This is a genomic window from Mesorhizobium sp. M1423 (assembly GCF_040317575.1).
Classification (GTDB): Bacteria; Pseudomonadota; Alphaproteobacteria; order Rhizobiales; family Rhizobiaceae; genus Mesorhizobium.
Genome location: NZ_JAMYKU010000014.1, coordinates 41,649 through 58,423 on the forward strand (window position 1 = coordinate 41,649; position 16,775 = coordinate 58,423).

The 16,775-nt window shown below is 61.8% G+C and carries 17 protein-coding genes; 9 read left to right on the forward strand and 8 right to left on the reverse strand.

Features of this window, described 5'->3' with window-relative positions:
- The first annotated feature begins 4 nt into the window (after positions 1-4).
- From NKG95_RS18480 to NKG95_RS18495, 4 genes are all read left to right on the forward strand, one after another.
- Entirely contained in the window at positions 5-1,015 is a 1,011-nt protein-coding gene (locus NKG95_RS18480; RefSeq protein WP_023718466.1) for a succinylglutamate desuccinylase/aspartoacylase family protein, read from the forward strand.
- Positions 1,016-1,071: 56 nt separating this feature from the next.
- Positions 1,072-2,250: a hypothetical protein gene (locus NKG95_RS18485; protein WP_023718465.1), complete on the forward strand. Its 1,179-nt coding sequence runs from the start codon at positions 1,072-1,074 to the stop codon at positions 2,248-2,250.
- A gap of 265 nt (positions 2,251-2,515) precedes the next feature.
- Positions 2,516-2,767 (forward strand): helix-turn-helix domain-containing protein, encoded by a 252-nt coding sequence (locus NKG95_RS18490; RefSeq protein ID WP_023718464.1) that lies wholly within the window; start codon positions 2,516-2,518, stop codon positions 2,765-2,767.
- Positions 2,767-4,074: a type II toxin-antitoxin system HipA family toxin gene (locus tag NKG95_RS18495; RefSeq protein WP_023718463.1), complete on the forward strand. Its 1,308-nt coding sequence runs from the start codon at positions 2,767-2,769 to the stop codon at positions 4,072-4,074. The genes NKG95_RS18490 and NKG95_RS18495 overlap by 1 nt, the downstream gene beginning before the upstream one ends.
- A 91-nt stretch (positions 4,075-4,165) precedes the next feature.
- Here the strand turns inward: NKG95_RS18495 and NKG95_RS18500 are convergent, their stop codons facing one another.
- Complete coding sequence (locus tag NKG95_RS18500) at positions 4,166-4,609, reverse strand: MarR family winged helix-turn-helix transcriptional regulator (RefSeq protein ID WP_353023450.1); 444 nt, start codon at positions 4,607-4,609, stop codon at positions 4,166-4,168.
- Between the two features lie 97 nt (positions 4,610-4,706).
- On the opposite strand from NKG95_RS18500, the gene NKG95_RS18505 reads away from it, so the two are divergent.
- Positions 4,707-6,308 carry an FAD-dependent monooxygenase gene (locus NKG95_RS18505; RefSeq protein ID WP_353041824.1) on the forward strand — a complete coding sequence of 534 codons (1,602 nt, stop codon included), beginning with the start codon at positions 4,707-4,709 and terminating at the stop codon, positions 6,306-6,308.
- A 215-nt stretch (positions 6,309-6,523) separates the two neighbouring features.
- On the opposite strand, the gene NKG95_RS18510 is transcribed toward NKG95_RS18505, so the two are convergent.
- Entirely contained in the window at positions 6,524-6,997 is a 474-nt protein-coding gene (locus NKG95_RS18510; RefSeq protein WP_352483659.1) for a phosphatidylglycerophosphatase A family protein, read from the reverse strand.
- A 350-nt stretch (positions 6,998-7,347) separates the two neighbouring features.
- Here NKG95_RS18510 and NKG95_RS18515 point away from each other — a divergent pair, with 350 nt between their 5' ends.
- Positions 7,348-7,974, forward strand: coding sequence for a CDP-alcohol phosphatidyltransferase family protein (locus NKG95_RS18515; RefSeq protein ID WP_352549180.1), 627 nt, complete (start codon positions 7,348-7,350; stop codon positions 7,972-7,974).
- A gap of 53 nt (positions 7,975-8,027) precedes the next feature.
- Here the strand turns inward: NKG95_RS18515 and NKG95_RS18520 are convergent, their stop codons facing one another.
- From NKG95_RS18520 to NKG95_RS18545, 6 genes are all read right to left on the reverse strand, one after another.
- Positions 8,028-9,047, reverse strand: a complete 1,020-nt coding sequence (locus NKG95_RS18520; RefSeq protein WP_352856819.1) for an LLM class flavin-dependent oxidoreductase — start codon at positions 9,045-9,047, stop codon at positions 8,028-8,030.
- 155 nt (positions 9,048-9,202) lie between these two features.
- Positions 9,203-9,406, reverse strand: coding sequence for a hypothetical protein (locus tag NKG95_RS18525; protein WP_353041826.1), 204 nt, complete (start codon positions 9,404-9,406; stop codon positions 9,203-9,205).
- 17 nt (positions 9,407-9,423) lie between these two features.
- Positions 9,424-10,566: a DegT/DnrJ/EryC1/StrS family aminotransferase gene (locus NKG95_RS18530; protein ID WP_023718457.1), complete on the reverse strand. Its 1,143-nt coding sequence runs from the start codon at positions 10,564-10,566 to the stop codon at positions 9,424-9,426.
- 254 nt (positions 10,567-10,820) lie between these two features.
- Positions 10,821-11,744: a carbohydrate kinase family protein gene (locus NKG95_RS18535; RefSeq protein ID WP_353041827.1), complete on the reverse strand. Its 924-nt coding sequence runs from the start codon at positions 11,742-11,744 to the stop codon at positions 10,821-10,823.
- Positions 11,741-12,187 (reverse strand): RbsD/FucU family protein, encoded by a 447-nt coding sequence (locus NKG95_RS18540; protein ID WP_023718455.1) that lies wholly within the window; start codon positions 12,185-12,187, stop codon positions 11,741-11,743. The genes NKG95_RS18535 and NKG95_RS18540 overlap by 4 nt, the downstream gene beginning before the upstream one ends.
- A 2-nt stretch (positions 12,188-12,189) precedes the next feature.
- Positions 12,190-13,419: an ROK family transcriptional regulator gene (locus NKG95_RS18545; RefSeq protein ID WP_023718454.1), complete on the reverse strand. Its 1,230-nt coding sequence runs from the start codon at positions 13,417-13,419 to the stop codon at positions 12,190-12,192.
- A 229-nt stretch (positions 13,420-13,648) separates the two neighbouring features.
- Here NKG95_RS18545 and NKG95_RS18550 point away from each other — a divergent pair, with 229 nt between their 5' ends.
- The 3 genes from NKG95_RS18550 to NKG95_RS18560 all read left to right on the forward strand — a co-directional run bounded on the left by NKG95_RS18550 (position 13,649) and on the right by NKG95_RS18560 (position 16,622).
- On the forward strand, positions 13,649-14,665 hold the full coding sequence (locus tag NKG95_RS18550; RefSeq protein WP_023718453.1) for a sugar ABC transporter substrate-binding protein: 1,017 nt from the start codon (positions 13,649-13,651) through the stop codon (positions 14,663-14,665).
- An 89-nt stretch (positions 14,666-14,754) separates the two neighbouring features.
- The gene (locus NKG95_RS18555; protein ID WP_023718452.1) at positions 14,755-15,837 is read left to right on the forward strand and encodes an ABC transporter permease; all 1,083 of its coding nucleotides are present in this window, start codon (positions 14,755-14,757) and stop codon (positions 15,835-15,837) included.
- Positions 15,834-16,622 (forward strand): ATP-binding cassette domain-containing protein, encoded by a 789-nt coding sequence (locus NKG95_RS18560; protein ID WP_023718451.1) that lies wholly within the window; start codon positions 15,834-15,836, stop codon positions 16,620-16,622. Before NKG95_RS18555 ends, NKG95_RS18560 begins: the two co-directional genes overlap by 4 nt.
- Positions 16,623-16,775 lie beyond the last annotated feature (153 nt).

The following is a 16,775-nucleotide window of genomic DNA, read 5'->3' on the forward strand; positions in this document are numbered from 1 at the left end:
CGCCATGCACACCGGCATCAGCCATTCGCTCGATTTCGATCGGGACGGCAAGACGCTCAGCCATCTGAGCATCCCGTTCTCGATAGACCGTTCGCCATATTTCCAAATCAAGGTCCCGATCTGCCTCATGCGCAATGGTGAGGGTCCGTCGCTGCTTCTTATGGCCGGTAATCACGGCGATGAATATGAAGGCGAGCTGTGCTTGGCAAAGCTGGTCCGCCGGCTCGATCCAGCGCGAGTCAGGGGCCGCGTCACCATCCTGCCGATGGCCAATGTGCCGGCGGTGATGGCCGCCAAACGCTGCTCGCCGCTCGATGGCGGCAATCTCAATCGCGCCTTTCCCGGAGATCCGTCGGGCACGCCGACAAGCCGGCTCGCCAACTTTCTCGAGACAGACCTGTTCCCCCGACACGACATCGTCTTCGACATCCATTCGGGGGGCACTTCGATGGAACATCTGCCGACTGCACTCGTCGAGCGCAATGCCGATCCCGAGCGCCACAGGCGCGGGGTGGAGCTGATGCGGGCGCTCTGCATGCCCTATGGGTTCGTGGCCGACAATGGCCAGGCCTCGCCGACCTCCATGGGTGCAGCGCGCCGTGCCGGCGCCATCGGCGTCAGCGGTGAGTTCGGGGGCGGCGGCACCGCCACGGTCGACACGATGGCGATCACCGCTCGCGCGATCGACAATCTGCTGATTGCACTAGGCCTGGTCGACGGGCCAGTTGTTGGCGCGGAGTCAATGCATTCGATGCCGACGCGACTGCTTTCGCTTTCGCGGCATAGCCAAGGCCTCTACGCCGCCCGCCGCGGCTGGTTTGAACCCGCCGTGAGGGTTGGCGACAGCGTGAACGCCGGACAATTGGCTGGCTGGTATCACGATCTCGAAAGGCTCGATCTTGCCGAGGAAGCCTTGCATTTTGCCGAAAACGGCATCGTGCTTTCGCGGCGGCTGCATACAATGTGCGAGGCAGGAGACTGCCTCATGCAAGTCGCCGAACCCGTAGAAACCTAAGGGGAAACCGCACGGCGTCTAGCTGCTGCGCCACTCTGGAGAACTGAGGATATCTTATGCAGCTTTCCATGTGGACCTACCCCTGGGATGTCCAGGATCTCGGTTTCGAGATGGTCGAACGCGATCTGGTCGAACGCGCGGGACTCAACATGATCAGCCTTGCTGCCTCGTATCATGCGGGACGCTTCCTTCAGCCGCGCAGCCCGCGCCGCAAAGCCTATTTCCCGGAGGACGGCACGATCTACTTCAAGCCAACCGCCGCGCGATGGGCCGACCTCGCAATTCAGCCCAAGGTGGCGGACGTGATCTCGCAGGGAGGCGACGTGCTTGGCGAGCTCGTCCGCAGACGAGACGCCAATGGGCTCGGTGTTTCGTGCTGGACGGTGTGCCTGCACAACACCCGCGCCGGCATGCTTTATCCGCAGGTGGTTACCCGAAATGCCTTCGGCGATCCCAATTATTACAACCTTTGTCCCTCGCATCCGGATGCGCGCGCCTATGTTCGCGCGCTGGTCGCCGACGTTACGCACACCTACAAGCCGGACAGAATCGAGCTCGAAAGCCCGTCATTCATGAGCTTCGCCCACGAATATCATCACGAGAAAGACGGTGTCGGGCTGACCGCGGAAGATGACTTCCTTCTGTCGCTGTGCTTTTGCCCGTCCTGCCTCGCCCGCGCCGCTTGTGCCGGCATTGACGGCGAGGCGGCGCGCAAACTGGTCAGAGGGTGGATCGTCGAGACCTGTGATCGTGCCGTTCCGGCACCGCGTTTTCCGGACTTTCCGAACGGTAGCTTCGATACCTTCCAGCCCTGGCCAGAATTATACGACTTTCTGCTGTGGCGGTTCGAGCCGGTGACCAGCTTGGTTGCCGAGCTGCGCGACGTTGCCGATCCGGGCACACGTGTCCTCATCATTGACCTGAAGGACGGCTGGTTGGGCGGCTGCGATCTGGCGGCTCTCGGCCAGGCTTGCGACGGCGCGATCCTGTGCGCCTACGATATGCAGGCCAGCGATGTCGCAGATCTGATGGCCACTGGCCGTGCCACGCTCGGAGCAGAGAAATTCCTTGGGACCGGTTACCGGCTGTTCCATCCGGAAATGGCAGGCCCGGACATTCTCGCCGCCAAAGTGAAACCGGCGCTGGCGGCGGGCGTCGATGGCATCAATTTCTACAATTACGGCCTTGTACCTGCCGCACGCCTCGATTGGGTGAGTGCCGCACGATCTGTGTGAACAATCGATCCACTGCCGACCCAATAGGCCTAATTTTGCCTCGAGCATTGCGCGTAATGGAGAGACGTTCGGAGGACTTCCCGCATGGATCCTCGCATTGCTTTGGCCTGCGGCCAGCAGCCTAGCTGAAAATCGAGGCATGGCTGTGAGGGCCACGCGGGAGGGAGGCGGGTTATACGGTGGAGCGCATCTTCCAATTTATTCGCTCTAGCGCATATTGAAATCTATCTTCTGAGCGTATATCTCATAGCTGGAGAGGTACGCTGTGGACCAAATCGCCCGAACGCCTAAGCAACTCGGAGATGCCATCCGCCGGCGGCGCCGCAAGCTCGGCCTGAACCAGGCCACTGTCGGGGAGCACACGATGCTACGCCAAGCGACCATCTCGGCCGTCGAGAATGGTGCGCCCGGGACACAGCTCGGAACGCTTTGCGACATTCTCGCAGCGCTCGACCTTGAATTGGTTGTCCGCTCTCGGACCAGAGCAAAGTCGACCGAGATCGAGGACGTCTTTTGATGGCTCGTCCGCGGCGGCACCTCCCGCTCAACGTCTTCTTGAACAGCCGTCTCGTCGGGCGGCTGAATAGACAATCCAGCGGCGCGATCGATTTTCAGTATGATCCGTCCTGGCTTGCCTGGGAGCATGCGCTACCAGTCTCGCTATCTCTGCCCCTACGTGAAGATCGCTATATCGGTGCACCCGTCATTGCCGTGTTCGACAATCTCCTGCCCGACAGCATCCCGATTCGCCGCCGTATGGCTGAGCGTGTTCATGCCCGAGGGATAGACGCCTACGACTTGCTTGCCGCTGTCGGACGGGATTGTGTCGGCGCACTGCAATTCCTGCCGGATGATGTCGAGCCGGGCCCCGCCGGTATTGTCGACGGCAAACCCGTTGACGATATCGAGATTGCTCGTCTCGTCCGCGATCTGGCATCGGCCCCCCTCGGGCTGGGCGAGGATGAAGATTTCCGGATCTCGATCGCTGGCGCTCAGGAAAAGACTGCGCTCTTGTTCTGGAAAGGACGTTGGTACAAGCCGCTGGCGACGACTGCTACAACGCACATCCTCAAGCCACAGATTGGACGCTTGCCAAATGGCATCGACCTTTCCTTCAGTGTTGAAAACGAATTTTTCTGCCTCAAGATGACAGCCGCCCTGGGACTCCCGTGCGCCGTCGCCGCAATCGAGGAATTCGAAGGCAATCGCGTGCTCGTAGTCGAACGTTTCGATCGCCGATGGACGAGTGACAACCGTCTCCTGCGCTTGCCCCAGGAAGACTGCTGCCAGGCTCTGTCTGTGCCTCCGTCGCTGAAATACGAATCCGATGGCGGGCCTGGGGTTCCGGCTATCCTTGGTCTGATGAAGGGAAGCGACCAACCGGAGCTAGATCAAGCTGCGGTTCTGAAGGCCGTGGTCGCCTTTTGGCTGCTCGGGGCCACAGATGGACATGCCAAGAATTTTAGCGTCTTCCTTTCTCCCGGCGGCCGGTTCCGCATGACGCCGTTATATGATGTGATCTCAGCGCAGACCAGCCTTGATGCGGGACAGATCAGGCGCAACAAAATGAAGTTGGCGATGGCTATAGGCGACGCACGCCACTACCTTATCGATAGCGTCATGCCGCGCCATTTCATCCAGACCGCCGCCAAGGCAGGAATTGGTCCAAAACCCGTCACAGCGATCTTTGACGAGCTGCGCCAACGGGCGCTAGCGGCAATCGAACTGGTTTGTGCATCGCTCCCAAAGGGTTTCCCTTCGCAAGTCGCAGATGCCATTGGCAATGGGGTCAAAGCTCGCGTGCGCAGACTGGAAGAGGTGTGATGCTGAAGATCGAGGCACAAAACCAGACTGATAGCCATTGGGACGGTCCAATTGATCTTCCTTAGCAGCAGCAACGCCGCGCGGGATGTAATCAACCCACGGACTTGCCAGCCTGTAACTTTCTGACCAGGCCGATCAGCTGATCCAGGTCCGCGCGTGGAAGCGCAAGCATCTCCGCAGGGGGTTTGTGATATTCCCTTGTCAATTCCTCAATGGTTGCAGCACCCTTGGCCGTAAGCTTGACACGTTTGACACGGCGATCGCTTGGCGACGGAACCCGTTCGGCGAGCCCCGCCTGCTCCAACCGGTCGACCAGCCAGGTCGCCGTCGAAGGGTCGCAGTGCCATTGAGCGGCCAATGCTCCGATCGGCTTGCCCGCATCTTTGTCGAGGGTGAAGAGGGCGCGCGAGTCGTTGGGCGTCAGACCCAATTTCTGCTGGACCGCCAACCGGTCCGGCGCGGACCGCATCAGAAAATCAAACATCAGGCGCCAAGCCTCGGTGGCGTGCTGCAAGCGATCTTGGCCCGGTCCCATTCCACGCTCCTTCGTGTCTTGACACATATTTGGACCAATCATATGATTTGATCAACCAAAATATTTAAGTGATCAAATCAATGAGAGGAGATCCGAGATGACCAACACCACGGTTCTCGTCGTCGGGGGCGGCCTGAACGGTCTGACGGCGGCCGCCCTTTTGGCTCACAACGACATTCCGTGCGTCCTCGTCGAGCGCCATCCCGACACGTCAATCCAGTACAAATTTGCCGGCATTTCCCCGCGCAGCATGGAGATCTTTCGAAGCCTCGGCCTCGAGGAGGAGATTCGTGCAAATCGTACGGGGGACCAGCAGGCAGGCGCTATTGCGCGCGCCAGGAATCTCACCGATCCCGAGATTCAATGGGGCGGACCGGCGTGGCCGGATGCAAGTGCCCTCAGCCCCACGCAACCGGCGACGTGTGATCAGCACGTCCTGGAACCGATTCTGCGCCGCTACGCCGAGCGGAACGGTGCAGACATACGTTTCAGCACGGAACTGGTGGCTTTCGAACAGGATGAGAATGTCGTCCGCGCGGAAATTCGCGATATCGCGACCGGCGCAAAGGACGCCATCTCGGCCGACTATCTGATCGTCGCGGACGGTGCGAACGGCTCGATGCGAGAGAGGCTGGAGATCAGCCGCAGCGGGGCAGGCGGCCTTCAGCACTGGATAAATGTCGTCTTTGACACGGACATGCCTCCGACGATCGGCGGCAAGCGTTTCACGTCGTGCTTCGTGACGGACCTCAACGGGACCTTCACGCCCAGGGAGGGTGGACGATGGCTTCTGGCGCTCCAGTACTTTCCCGAAAAGGGCGAGAAACCCCAGGATTTTGATGAAGCCAGGTGCAGGGAACTGATCATACGAGGTGCGGGCCGGTCGGATATCACGACTAGGCTTGTCGATGCGCGCTCCTGGGAAGTGGCCGCGATGACAGCGCGCCAATTCCGCCGAGGCCGCGCGTTTCTTGTGGGGGATGCCGCACATGTGATGCCCCCAACAGGCGCTTTCGGTGGCAATTCAGGTATCCACGACGCCCATAACCTTGCCTGGAAGCTTGCGATGGTAACACGCGGGCATGCCGGTCCCTCGTTGCTGGATAGCTATGACATGGAGCGCCGGCCGGTCATCGAGGCTACGTTGGCGCAAGCGCTCGCCCGCCTTCAGAAATGGTTCGACGATCCGTCGAAGCGATTGCCTCCCCCAGTCGCGATCGTCGAGGATTACGACGTGGTATTTGGCCAACGCTACGCTGCCGGTGTCGTGGCTCAGGAAGCCATGCGGGACGATCACCCATTCCAAAAATCCACGGAGTTATCGGGCCGCCCTGGCACGCGTTTACCGCATTTCGCGGTCGGGCGTGCCGGCCAGCGGATTTCGAGTCTCGATTTGTGCGATCGCGACCCTCTTTTCCTCTGCGCCGACGACGCATGGTGTCAGGCCGCTGACGCCGTAAGCCAGCGCCTCCGCATGCCGCTGACCTGCCACGCCTTGGGTGCCAATGGGGGTCTGATTGATTTGGACCATCGGTGGCCTTCCGCGCTCGGGGTTGAAAGCGGCGGTGCCGCCTTGGTCAGGCCGGACGGGTTTGTCGCGTGGCGGTCAACGCACGGTGTGCCTGATCCTGTACAGATGCTGATCGAAATACTTGACGGCTTGGGTTTCCGCACGCAGGCGTGCGAACATCATCAGTGAGCGGCGGATGCCTCCGGTCTTCCGGCACGACTTCCTTGCCGATGTCGTCGCCGGGAATGCCGGCGATGTTCAGCCGTTTGCCCGTCTCGTCATGCCTCCTTCCTACTCGTTGTCACCGAGTAGGGCCGCGCCAACCGCTTCGGTCCTCCCCTTGTGTCGCTAAACTCGCATGGACCATCGTGCTGGCCTTTGGCATTGGAGGCCGAATGTCGCCGTTACGGCAAATGATCAATCAACTCGTTCAGCAGGAGCAGCAACGCCCCAGCGACGACAGCCGCGGCCGCGTCGTCCAGCATGATGCCGGCCCCACCCCTTACCTTGTCATGCATGATACGGATGGGCCAAGGCTTGACGACGTCGAAAAACCGGAAAGCAAGGAAGCCTGCTGCCCACCAGAGTGGGTCGAGCGGCAGCATGGAAAGCGTTACGGCGGCGCCGAAGGTCTCATCGATGACGACGATTTGCGGGTCCTCCGTCCCGGTATGGAAGATAACATGCGATGACGCCCATACGCCGACGGCGAACAGGGCCGCATAGGCAAGCACCGTCAGCCAAGGCGATGCGGGTATCAGAGCCGCGGCAACAGCCACTCCAACCATTGCGCCGGCCGTGCCCGGCCATGTTGGAGATAATCCCACGCCGACAGAGGTCGCGAGCAGGTAGGCGAACTTGGGTAGAAATTTATGCATCGAGTTTCGGCCGGCTTCCGACGGGTCGCAAGCAATCATAGTCACATCCTTCGGGTGTTGCCGCCAGACCGCCGCTCGATTTGCACACCCGTCACAAGGCATCGCCCAAACCGTGAAATGCTGTCGGGCACCTGTCGCTGCGACCGGAAGTTCTGTTTCGCCGTCAGCTTGGCGAGCAGCACCTTAATCCGCCGGCCACATTCGCCAAACGAGATCGCTTTTGCGGCGAGTTGAGAACATTGCGGAGCCCGGTCTCGGCCCGCATTGGCCAACTGAAACGGGGCGATGGTGGAACAAACCCGCAAATTGCTGGTAAAGCTCCGTCAAACGACATCATCAGAGGAGCCGCCATGATCGCCGGTCTCATGAAAAGTCGCATCGACCCGCTATGGGAGCAGGCCGCCTCTCCGCTGATCGGGATCGGCATGACGCCGAACCAGGTTACGGCCAGCGGGCTCGTGCTCGTGGCTTTGTCTTCGGCCGCCTACGCGTATCACCATTCAAGTCTTGCCTTTGGCTTGTGCCTGGCGTTTGCCTTCAGCTTCGATGCGCTGGACGGTGCGGTCGCCCGCCGGACAAATATGAGCACCAAGGCCGGTGGCTATTTCGACGCTATCGTCGATCGTTATCAGGAATTGGCCGTCTTTGCGGCAATAGGCTGGGTCGCCGATCTGTGGGCGATCGCAATGTTCGCGTTCGCCGGCGGGATTCTCACCAGTTATGCCAAGGCGCGGACGGCGCTGGAAATCCCTGTGGAAAACCATGGTTGGCCGGATTTCTTCGAGCGGATGGAACGTCTGGTGTTCATTTGCGTGCTGCTCGCCGCTGACGGAGTCGCGACTGCCGTGGGCGCGGCTTCGCCCTGGATTCTGGCAGGGGGGTTCGCGCTGTACGCGGTGCTGGCCAACGCCACGGCCCTGCAACGGATCAGTCGCGCATTTGCGATGCTGAAACGAGCCGACGGGAAGCAGCCGTGAGATCGCTAGAACGCGAGCATCGTATTGACCGCCGTGGCTTCCCAACAAAGTCGTCAGCGCCAGCCCAAGCCCGGAGCGACATGGGTCAGGATCGCCTCGATGGCATGGACATTGTAGTCGACACCGAGCTGGTTGGGGACTGTGAGCAGCAGCGTATCGGCCTCAGCGATGGCTTCGTCGCCCTTTAGCTGCTCGATCAGGACGTCCGGCTCGGCGGCATAGGAGCGGCCGAACACGGCAAGCCTGTCTGCCTCGATATAGCCGAACTGATCTCCGCCCTGGTTGCCGCCGAAATAGGCGCGGTCGCGATCGTCGACCAGCGCAAAAATGCTGCGGCTCACCGACACCCGTGGCTCGCGCGTGTGGTCGGCCGCCTTCCAGGCTTCGCGAAAAGCCCTGATCTGTTCGGCTTGCTGGATGTGAAACGGCTTTCCGCCTTCATCGAATTTGAGCGTGGAACTCTGCAGGTTCATTCCAAGTTTCGCCGCCCATTCTGCGGTGGCGTTTGTGGCGGCGCCCCACCAGATGCGCTCGCGCAGGCCCTCCGAGTGTGGCTCGACGCGAAGCAGGCCAGGCGGGTTGGGAAACATCGGCCGCGGGTTGGGCTGGGCAAAGCCTTTGCCCAGCAACACTTCGAGTAGCACTCCGGTGTGTCTGCGAGCCATGTCGGCATCGCTCTCGCCCTCTTGCGGGGCGTAGCCGAAGTACCGCCATCCGTCGATCACCTGCTCCGGCGAGCCGCGGCTGATGCCTAGCTGCAGACGCCCTCCGGCGATCAGATCGGCGGCGCCGGCGTCCTCGGCCATGTAGAGCGGGTTCTCGTAACGCATGTCGATCACCGCCGTGCCGATCTCGATTCGGCTGGTCTTCGCCCCAACCGCTGCAAGCAGCGGGAAGGGCGAGGCGAGCTGGCGGGCGAAGTGATGCACGCGGAAATACGCGCCGTCCGCACCCAGCTCCTCGGCGGCGACGGCCAGCTCGACGGACTGCAAAAGCGCATCGGATGCCGTCCGCGTCTGCGATTGCGGCGAGGGCGTCCAGTGCCCGAACGAGAGGAAACCAATCTTCTTCATGAAATAGCCAGCCTAGAGGGAAGACAGGTGCAGACTATGCTTCGGCGCAGAGCAAAGCATCCCGAAATCGGTACCGACGGCCCAGTTTGAGGTGAACGGTCCGTTGTTGATCAGCGATGCCGTCAATGGCGAGCCTGTTGCTGGCGCGAGCGCATCTAGGAAGGTGCCGCGAACGCGAGCACTATCGCGATGAGGACCAACAGCGGCCCCATCCATTTAAAATGGGTTCCAAAGTTGGTCCACCATGCTTGCTGGCCGGGGCGAGCTTGGAACGGGTCCGCGAGAAATCCGAAGCCGATGCCAGCCATCCACAACCCGGCGCAGAACATGATGAACTCGTCGATGTAATCCGCGACCATGTTCCGCAACTTTCGAATTATGCCGCCGCCACGTGCGCCGAATTCGAGCCGATATAGTTACGGATCGTTTCGATGATCCGGTCCTGGTCGGCCTCGCTCAGATAGGGATGCATCGGCAGGCACAGGATGCGCTTCGGCAGCTCTTCCGAAACGGCAAGGCCGGTCGGCGTGCGCGGATAATCGCGATAGGCAATCTGGCTGTGCAGCGGTTTCACATAGTAGATGACCGACGGAATGCCCTTTTCACCGAGATGTGCCTTGAGCCCGTCGCGCTTCGGCGTTTCGATGGCGTATTGCGCCCAGGCCGAGCGGCCGCCGCCCAGATTGCGCGCCGTCTTGACTATATCGCCGAGACCTTCGGCATAGCGATTAGCGACCGCTTGCCGCGCCACCATCTCGTCCTCGAGGATGGCCAGCTTCTCGATTAGGATCGCCGCCTGCAGTGTATCGAGCCGTGAATTGATGCCGACGCGGACATTGTCGTATTGCGTTTCGCCCTTGCCGTGAAAGGCGAACGAGCGCAGCTGTTCGGCCAGCGCATCGTCATTGGTGAACATCGCACCGCCGTCGCCGTAGCAGCCGAGCGGTTTTGCCGGATAGAAGCTGGTCGAGCCGACGGTGCCGAACGAGCCGCACATCTTGCCGTCAGCCGAGCCGCCGGTCGCCTGCGCCGCATCCTCGATGACCATCAGGCCTTCGCGATTGGCGATGGCCATGATTGCTTCGTAATCGGCGGCGAGGCCGAACAGGTCGACGGGAATGATTGCCTTCGGCCTCAGCCGCCCCTCCGCCTTGATCATGGCGATTGCCGCCTCGAGGCTGGCGATGTCGATATTGTAGCTGTCAGCATCGACATCGACGAACACCGGCTCGGCCTTGGTCAGCGCCACCACTTCGGCCGTGGCGGCGAAGGTGAAGCTCGGCACGAATACCGCGTCGCCCGGGCCGATGCCGGCGGCAAACAGCGGCAACAGCAGCGCGTCGGTGCCGTTGGCGCAAGCGACCACGTGCTTGGTGCCGATATAGGCGGCGAGCTTGTTTTCGAATTCGGTGACCTGCGGTCCAAGAATATAACGACCTTCGTCGACGACGCGGTCGATTGCCGCCTTCAGCCTGTCGCGGATGCGTTCGCGCTGTGCGCCAAGATCGATGAACTGCATGTCGGCCTCAAACGGTTTTTAGCCAAATAACCGGCCGCTGGTAGCAGACTTGGCACGGCCGAGAAAGCCGCAGGGCAAAACCCTGAATTGCTCAAGTGTCGCAGCCTGTTACCTCTGGTTTCCGATCTGCCCTCTTAAACGCGGGAAAATCCGGGCTTCGGCATGCTTGATATGGGCTGCGCATCCCGCCCGCCAGGTTAGGCGAAACATAAAGTGATCGCCGGCAGGCAGTCCGTGAGGCGGTTGCCAGCCGGTCAGGCGAGTTCATGCCGCCATGGCGGATTGGCGCCGGCCCGCGAGACCGTCACCGCCGCAGCCTTGGCGCCGAGCGTCAGCGCCTTATGGATGGCTTCTTTCGGCAGGCCGGCGATTGCCGTCTTCGACAGCAGGCCCTGCTCGTGCAAGGAGGCAAGGATGCCGGCATTGAACGTGTCGCCGGCGCCGACCGTATCGACCACCTCGACCTTGTCCAGCACGACCGTGACCCGGTGCTGGCTGCTGTAACCAACCGCGCCCTCGCTGCCGTGGGTGACGACGATCAGCTTCGGGCCGCGGTCCAGCCAGTTGCGGACGACGTCCTCATGCGAGCCGGCTTCGTCGAACCAGTTCAAATCCTCGTCCGACAGTTTCACGATGTCGGCCATCGCCATCATGTTGCGGATGCGCCTGAGATGCCTGGCCTTGTCGGGAATGAAGGTTGGCCGGATGTTGGGGTCGAGCATCATCACGCGGCGCTCATGCTCACGTCGCATGAACTCCTCATAGGCCGATCCGGCCGGTTCCGAGATCAGGCTGATGGCGCCGAACAGCATGGCCTCGATCTCGCTGCCGAGCTCCGGCAGGTCCTCGATGGTCAGCATGCGCCCGGCGGTGTTCTCGTCATAGAATGTATAGGTCGCCTGGCCGTTGGTGAGCCGCACGAAGGCGAGCGTGGTCGGCCGCGGCGAGGTGTGCGCATAGGTGGAACTGACCTTGCTGGCCCCCAGCGCCTCCCTGAACTGCCCGCCGAACAGATCCGACGACAGGCCGGAGAAGAAGCCGGCCGGCGCGCCGAGTCGGCCGAGCGCAATGGCCGAGTTGAAGACGGCACCGCCGACATAGGGGGCAAAGGCCGCTTCGCCCTCCGTCGTGGTGCGCGGCAGCATGTCGATCAGGGCTTCGCCGCAGCAGAGGATCATGAAGTCTTGCTCTCCGGCGGATAGATCACGCCCTTGCGAATGATGATGTTGGCGTAAAGCCGCGGCTCGCTCGTCGCGACGATCGCGTGCGCGGCCTTGACCCGTGCATAGAAGTCGGCGCCGGCAAGCGCAACCACCTTGCGGCCCGGCGCATGCCTGGCGCAGATCGCTTCAATCTCATGATGAACCGGATCGGCGAGCAGGGGATCGCCTTTAGCCGAGGCGCGAAACAGCGCCTGCGGCACGGCGTCGTCGACAGGCAACACGCTCAATACGGCATCCAGCACCGGGACGAGATGATGACCGTCGGCGCGGATCAGCCGCTGTGCCTGCTGTTCGGCCGGGTAGTTGCCGTCGACCAGCGCGATCTCGTCCCCATGGCCCATGGCGCGCAACATCGCCAGAAGCTCCGGGCCGAGCAGCGCCGGGATACCGATCAGCATGCTCAGAAGCTCCGGGAAATCGTGGTCGAGCCGATGAGGAAGCGCTCAGACAGCGGCAGGCTGGCGCCACCCAGCGCCCGCGCATGGATGCCGACTGTTCCCTCGCGAACGGCCGGCAGCCTCAGGCCTTCGCCGTCGATCCTGCCGATGGCCTGGATGACAGCATCGACAAGCCGCCTGCGCACGGCGAGCGGCATCCATCCGTCGATCACCGCGGCTTCGAAATCGATGACGGACGACGCCGCAACGATGGCATAGGCGAGCGCGTGCGAGGCGCTGGCGATCCAGTCGTCAAGCTCGGCGCCGATCTCGCCCCAGTCCCCCGGTGATGTCCACAGATGCGAGGCTTCGACGCCGCGCGCGTTGAGCGCCTTTTCCAGCATGGCGATCGACGCCACGTCGATCAACTGCGTCGGCTTGCCGTCAGGCCCGGGCACTGGCATTGAGCCCAGCGCGCCGGCATTGCCGGTTGGGCCGCCAAACAGCCGGCCGTTCAGCACGATGCCGCCGCCGGCAAAGGCACCGATGTAGAAATAGACGAAATCGCGCGCCGCACCCGCCGCCTGGCCGAACACGAGCTCGGCGCCGCAGGCCGAGGTGGCATCGTTTTGCAGGTAGACCGGAAATTCGCATTGCGCCTGGATGTCGGCGCGGATGTCGCGATGGCGCCATTCGTCCATGATTTCACGCGGCGCGCCGGCGGTATCGGCCCAGTTCCACAATTCGAACGGCATGGCGATGCCAAGCCCGGCGATGCGCTTGTCCTGCGCAGGAGTGAGCTCGCCGCGCATCTTCTTCATGCCGCTCGTAACGAATTCCACCGTCTCGCGCGGCGCCGGATAGCGGTACGAATGCTGCAGCATCGAGCGCACATTGCCGAGGAAATCGATCAGCACGAGCTCGGCGCTGCGCCGGCCGATCTTCAGGCCGATGAAATAGGCGCCGTCGGGATTGAGCGCCATGGGTATCGAGGGCTGGCCAATCTTGCCGCGCAACGGCGCCTGGCGAACGAGCAGGTCGTCCTCCTCCAGCTCGCGCATGATGACTGATACTGTCTGCGCCGAGAGGCCAGTCATGCGTGCGATGTCGGATTTGGCCAGGCTGCCGTGCTGGCGCACCAGCGACAGCACCAGCCGCTCATTGTGGTCCCGCATGCCGCTTTGATTGGTGCCGCGGTGCAGGCGGCTTTCGGCCGCATCGGGCGAGCCGTGCCTTGTAATGCCGGTCTCCACCCCTGTTCCTCCCGTCGTTTCCCCTCAATGCTTTTGGTCTAGAGTGAGTGAACAATCCTGCGTTGTCAATAATAAATAAGAGTGATTTAATTATTGACAGTGCTGGCGGACTGGTGTCTCTTGAGATCGGCGTCGACACTGGGAGATTTCGTCGGACGCGCTGCAGATGCCGGTTGGCCGGCATCCTAAATGGTTCAATGGGAGGAAAATCGTGACCACGTCAAAACTGTTGAAATCCACCGTGTTTGCCGCGGCCGGACTGAGCCTGATGGCGTTTGCGTCGACGGCATCGGCCGCCGGGGTCGGCGCCTGCTTGATCACCAAGACCGACACCAATCCCTTCTTCGTGAAGATGAAGGAAGGTGCCGCCGCGAAAGCCAAGGAAATCGGTGTCGATCTGAAAGCCTATGCCGGCAAGGCGGAAGGTGACAATGAGGGCCAGGTTGCGGCGATCGAATCCTGCATCGCCGACGGCGCCAAGGGCATTTTGATCACCGCCACCGACACTGCGGCCATCGTGCCGGCGGTGAAGAAGGCGCGCGATGCAGGGGTGCTGGTGATCGCTCTCGACACGCAGCTCGAGCCTGCCGATGCCGCGGATGCGACGTTTGCGACCGACAATTTCAAGGCCGGCGAGCTTATCGGCTCCTGGGCAAAGGCTACCTTGGGCGACAAGGCCAAGGATGCGCACATTGCCTACATGGATCTGATCGCCAGCCAGCCCTCCGTCGACGTCCAGCGTGATCAAGGCTTCATGAAGGGCTTCGGCATCGACCTCGGCGATCCCAAGAAGATCGGCGACGAAACCGACGCACGCAACGTCTGTCACGATCTGTCGAGCGGCAATGAGGATGGCGGGCATACTGCCATGGAGAATTGCCTGCAGAAGGATCCGGATATCAACGTCGTCTACACCATCAACGAACCTGCGGCCGCGGGCGCCTACCAGGCGCTGAAAGCCGTCGGCAAGGAGAAGGACGTCCTGATTGTCTCGGTCGATGGCGGCTGCCCCGGTGTCAAGAACGTTGCCGAGGGCGTGATCGGCGCCACTTCACAGCAATATCCATTGCTCATGGCCTCGCTCGGCATCGAGGCGATCAAGACCTTTGCCGACACCGGCAAGAAGCCTGAGCCGTCGCCCGGTCTGAACTTCTATAACACCGGCGTCACGCTGATCACCGACAAGCCTGCCGCCGGCATCGAATCCATCGACACGAAGCAAGGCCTCAGCAAGTGCTGGGGTTGATTTGATCCCCTGATCGGCTCAACTTCAAAAGAACAATAGGGAATGTGGAGCGGTTTCGGCCGCTCCACATCACAGGCGGGGAGGCCGACTTGAGCGTCGAAACAACCAGGAGCAAGGGACCGCAGGAATTCGAGACGGTCCTGGCCGCTAGCGACGCCAGCGTCGCATCATTCGAGACGCATTCCCGCTCGACGTTGGAGAGCATCCAGCACCGCTTGCATAAAAGCCCGGCCATGGTGCCGCTGATCATCCTGCTCATCTCGGTGGTTCTGTTCGCAGTCGTCGTCGGCGGACGCTTCTTTTCTCCCTTCACCCTCACCCTGATCCTCCAGCAGGTGGCGATAACCGGCATGGTCGGCATCGCGCAGACACTGGTCGTGCTCACCGCCGGCATCGACCTGTCAGTCGGCGCCATCATGGTGCTGAGCTCGGTTGTTATGGGCCAGTTTGCCATGCATTACGGTGTTCCAGCGCCGGTCGCCGTTGCCATCGGGCTGCTTGTCGGCGCGATTTGCGGCTTGATCAACGGCATTCTCATCGCCTGGGTGAAACTGCCGCCCTTCATCGTGACGCTCGGCACCTGGTCGATCTACGCTGCCATCAACTTCATCTATTCCGGCAACGAGACCATCCGCAGCCAGGATCTCGAGGCGACGGCACCGCTGCTGCAGTTTTTCGGCGGCTCGTTCAGGATCGGCGGCGCAGTCTTCACCTATGGCGTGCTGTTGGTGCTGATCATGGGGGCAATTGCCTGGTACGTGCTCAATCACACCGCATGGGGCCGGCATGTCTACGCAGTCGGCGACGACCCGGAAGCCGCGGAACTGTCGGGGGTGCGCGTCAGCCGGATGCTGGTCACGGTCTATACCCTGACCGGCATCATTTGTGCCATCGCCGGCTGGGCCTTGATCGGACGCATCGGATCGGTCTCGCCGCAGGCCGGGCAGTTCGAGAACATCAATTCGATTACCGCCGTGGTGATTGGCGGCACATCACTGTTCGGCGGCCGCGGTTCCATCCTCGGGACCATCTTCGGTGCGCTGATCGTCGGGGTGTTCGCGCTCGGCCTCAGGCTTTGGGGGACAGATCCCCAATGGACGCAATTGTCTGTCGGCGCCCTTATCATCATCGCTGTTGGTATTGACCAGTGGATCAGGAAGATCTCGGCATGAACCAGACTCAGGAACCGATCCTTACCGCCCGCAGCCTGGTCAAACGCTACGGTCGCGTCACCGCCCTCGACAATGCCGATTTCGATCTCTATCCGGGCGAAATCCTTGCTGTCATCGGCGACAACGGCGCCGGCAAGTCGTCGCTTATCAAGGCGATTTCCGGCGCGGTCGTGCCCGACGAAGGCGAGATCCGGCTTGAAGGCAAGCCTATTGCATTCAAATCGCCGATGGAGGCCCGCGAAGCCGGCATCGAGACCGTCTACCAGAACCTGGCGCTGTCGCCGGCGCTGTCCATCGCCGACAACATGTTTCTCGGCCGCGAGATCCGCAAGCCGGGCTTTCTTGGCAGCTGGCTGCGCATGCTCGACCGTCCGGCGATGGAAAAGCGCGCCCGCGACAAGCTGACCGAACTTGGCCTGATGACCATCCAGAACATCAGCCAGGCGGTGGAAACTCTCTCCGGCGGTCAACGCCAGGGCGTGGCGGTGGCGCGCGCCGCGGCCTTCGGCTCGAAGATGGTCATCATGGATGAGCCGACGGCCGCGCTCGGCGTCAAGGAGAGCCGCCGCGTGCTCGAACTGATACTCGACGTCAAACGCCGAGGCCTGCCGATCGTGCTGATTTCACACAATATGCCGCATGTCTTCGAGGTGGCGGACCGCATTCACATTCATCGGCTCGGCCGTCGCCTGTGCGTCATCGATCCGAAGCAGTATACGATGTCCGACGCGGTCGCCTTCATGACCGGCGCCAAGGTGCCGCCGGAGGCGGCGCTGGCGGCCTGAACAAGAACTTGAGGCCCGCCGCTGAGGGCGCGGTGTTTCAATGCCAAATTGCCGCAGGGCAACCCGGCTTGCGGTCGCCTGAATCCATTGAACATCCGGTGGGATGCATTAGCATTGGCGGAGATGGTGAAAGCCGCATGATCCTGGCAACGT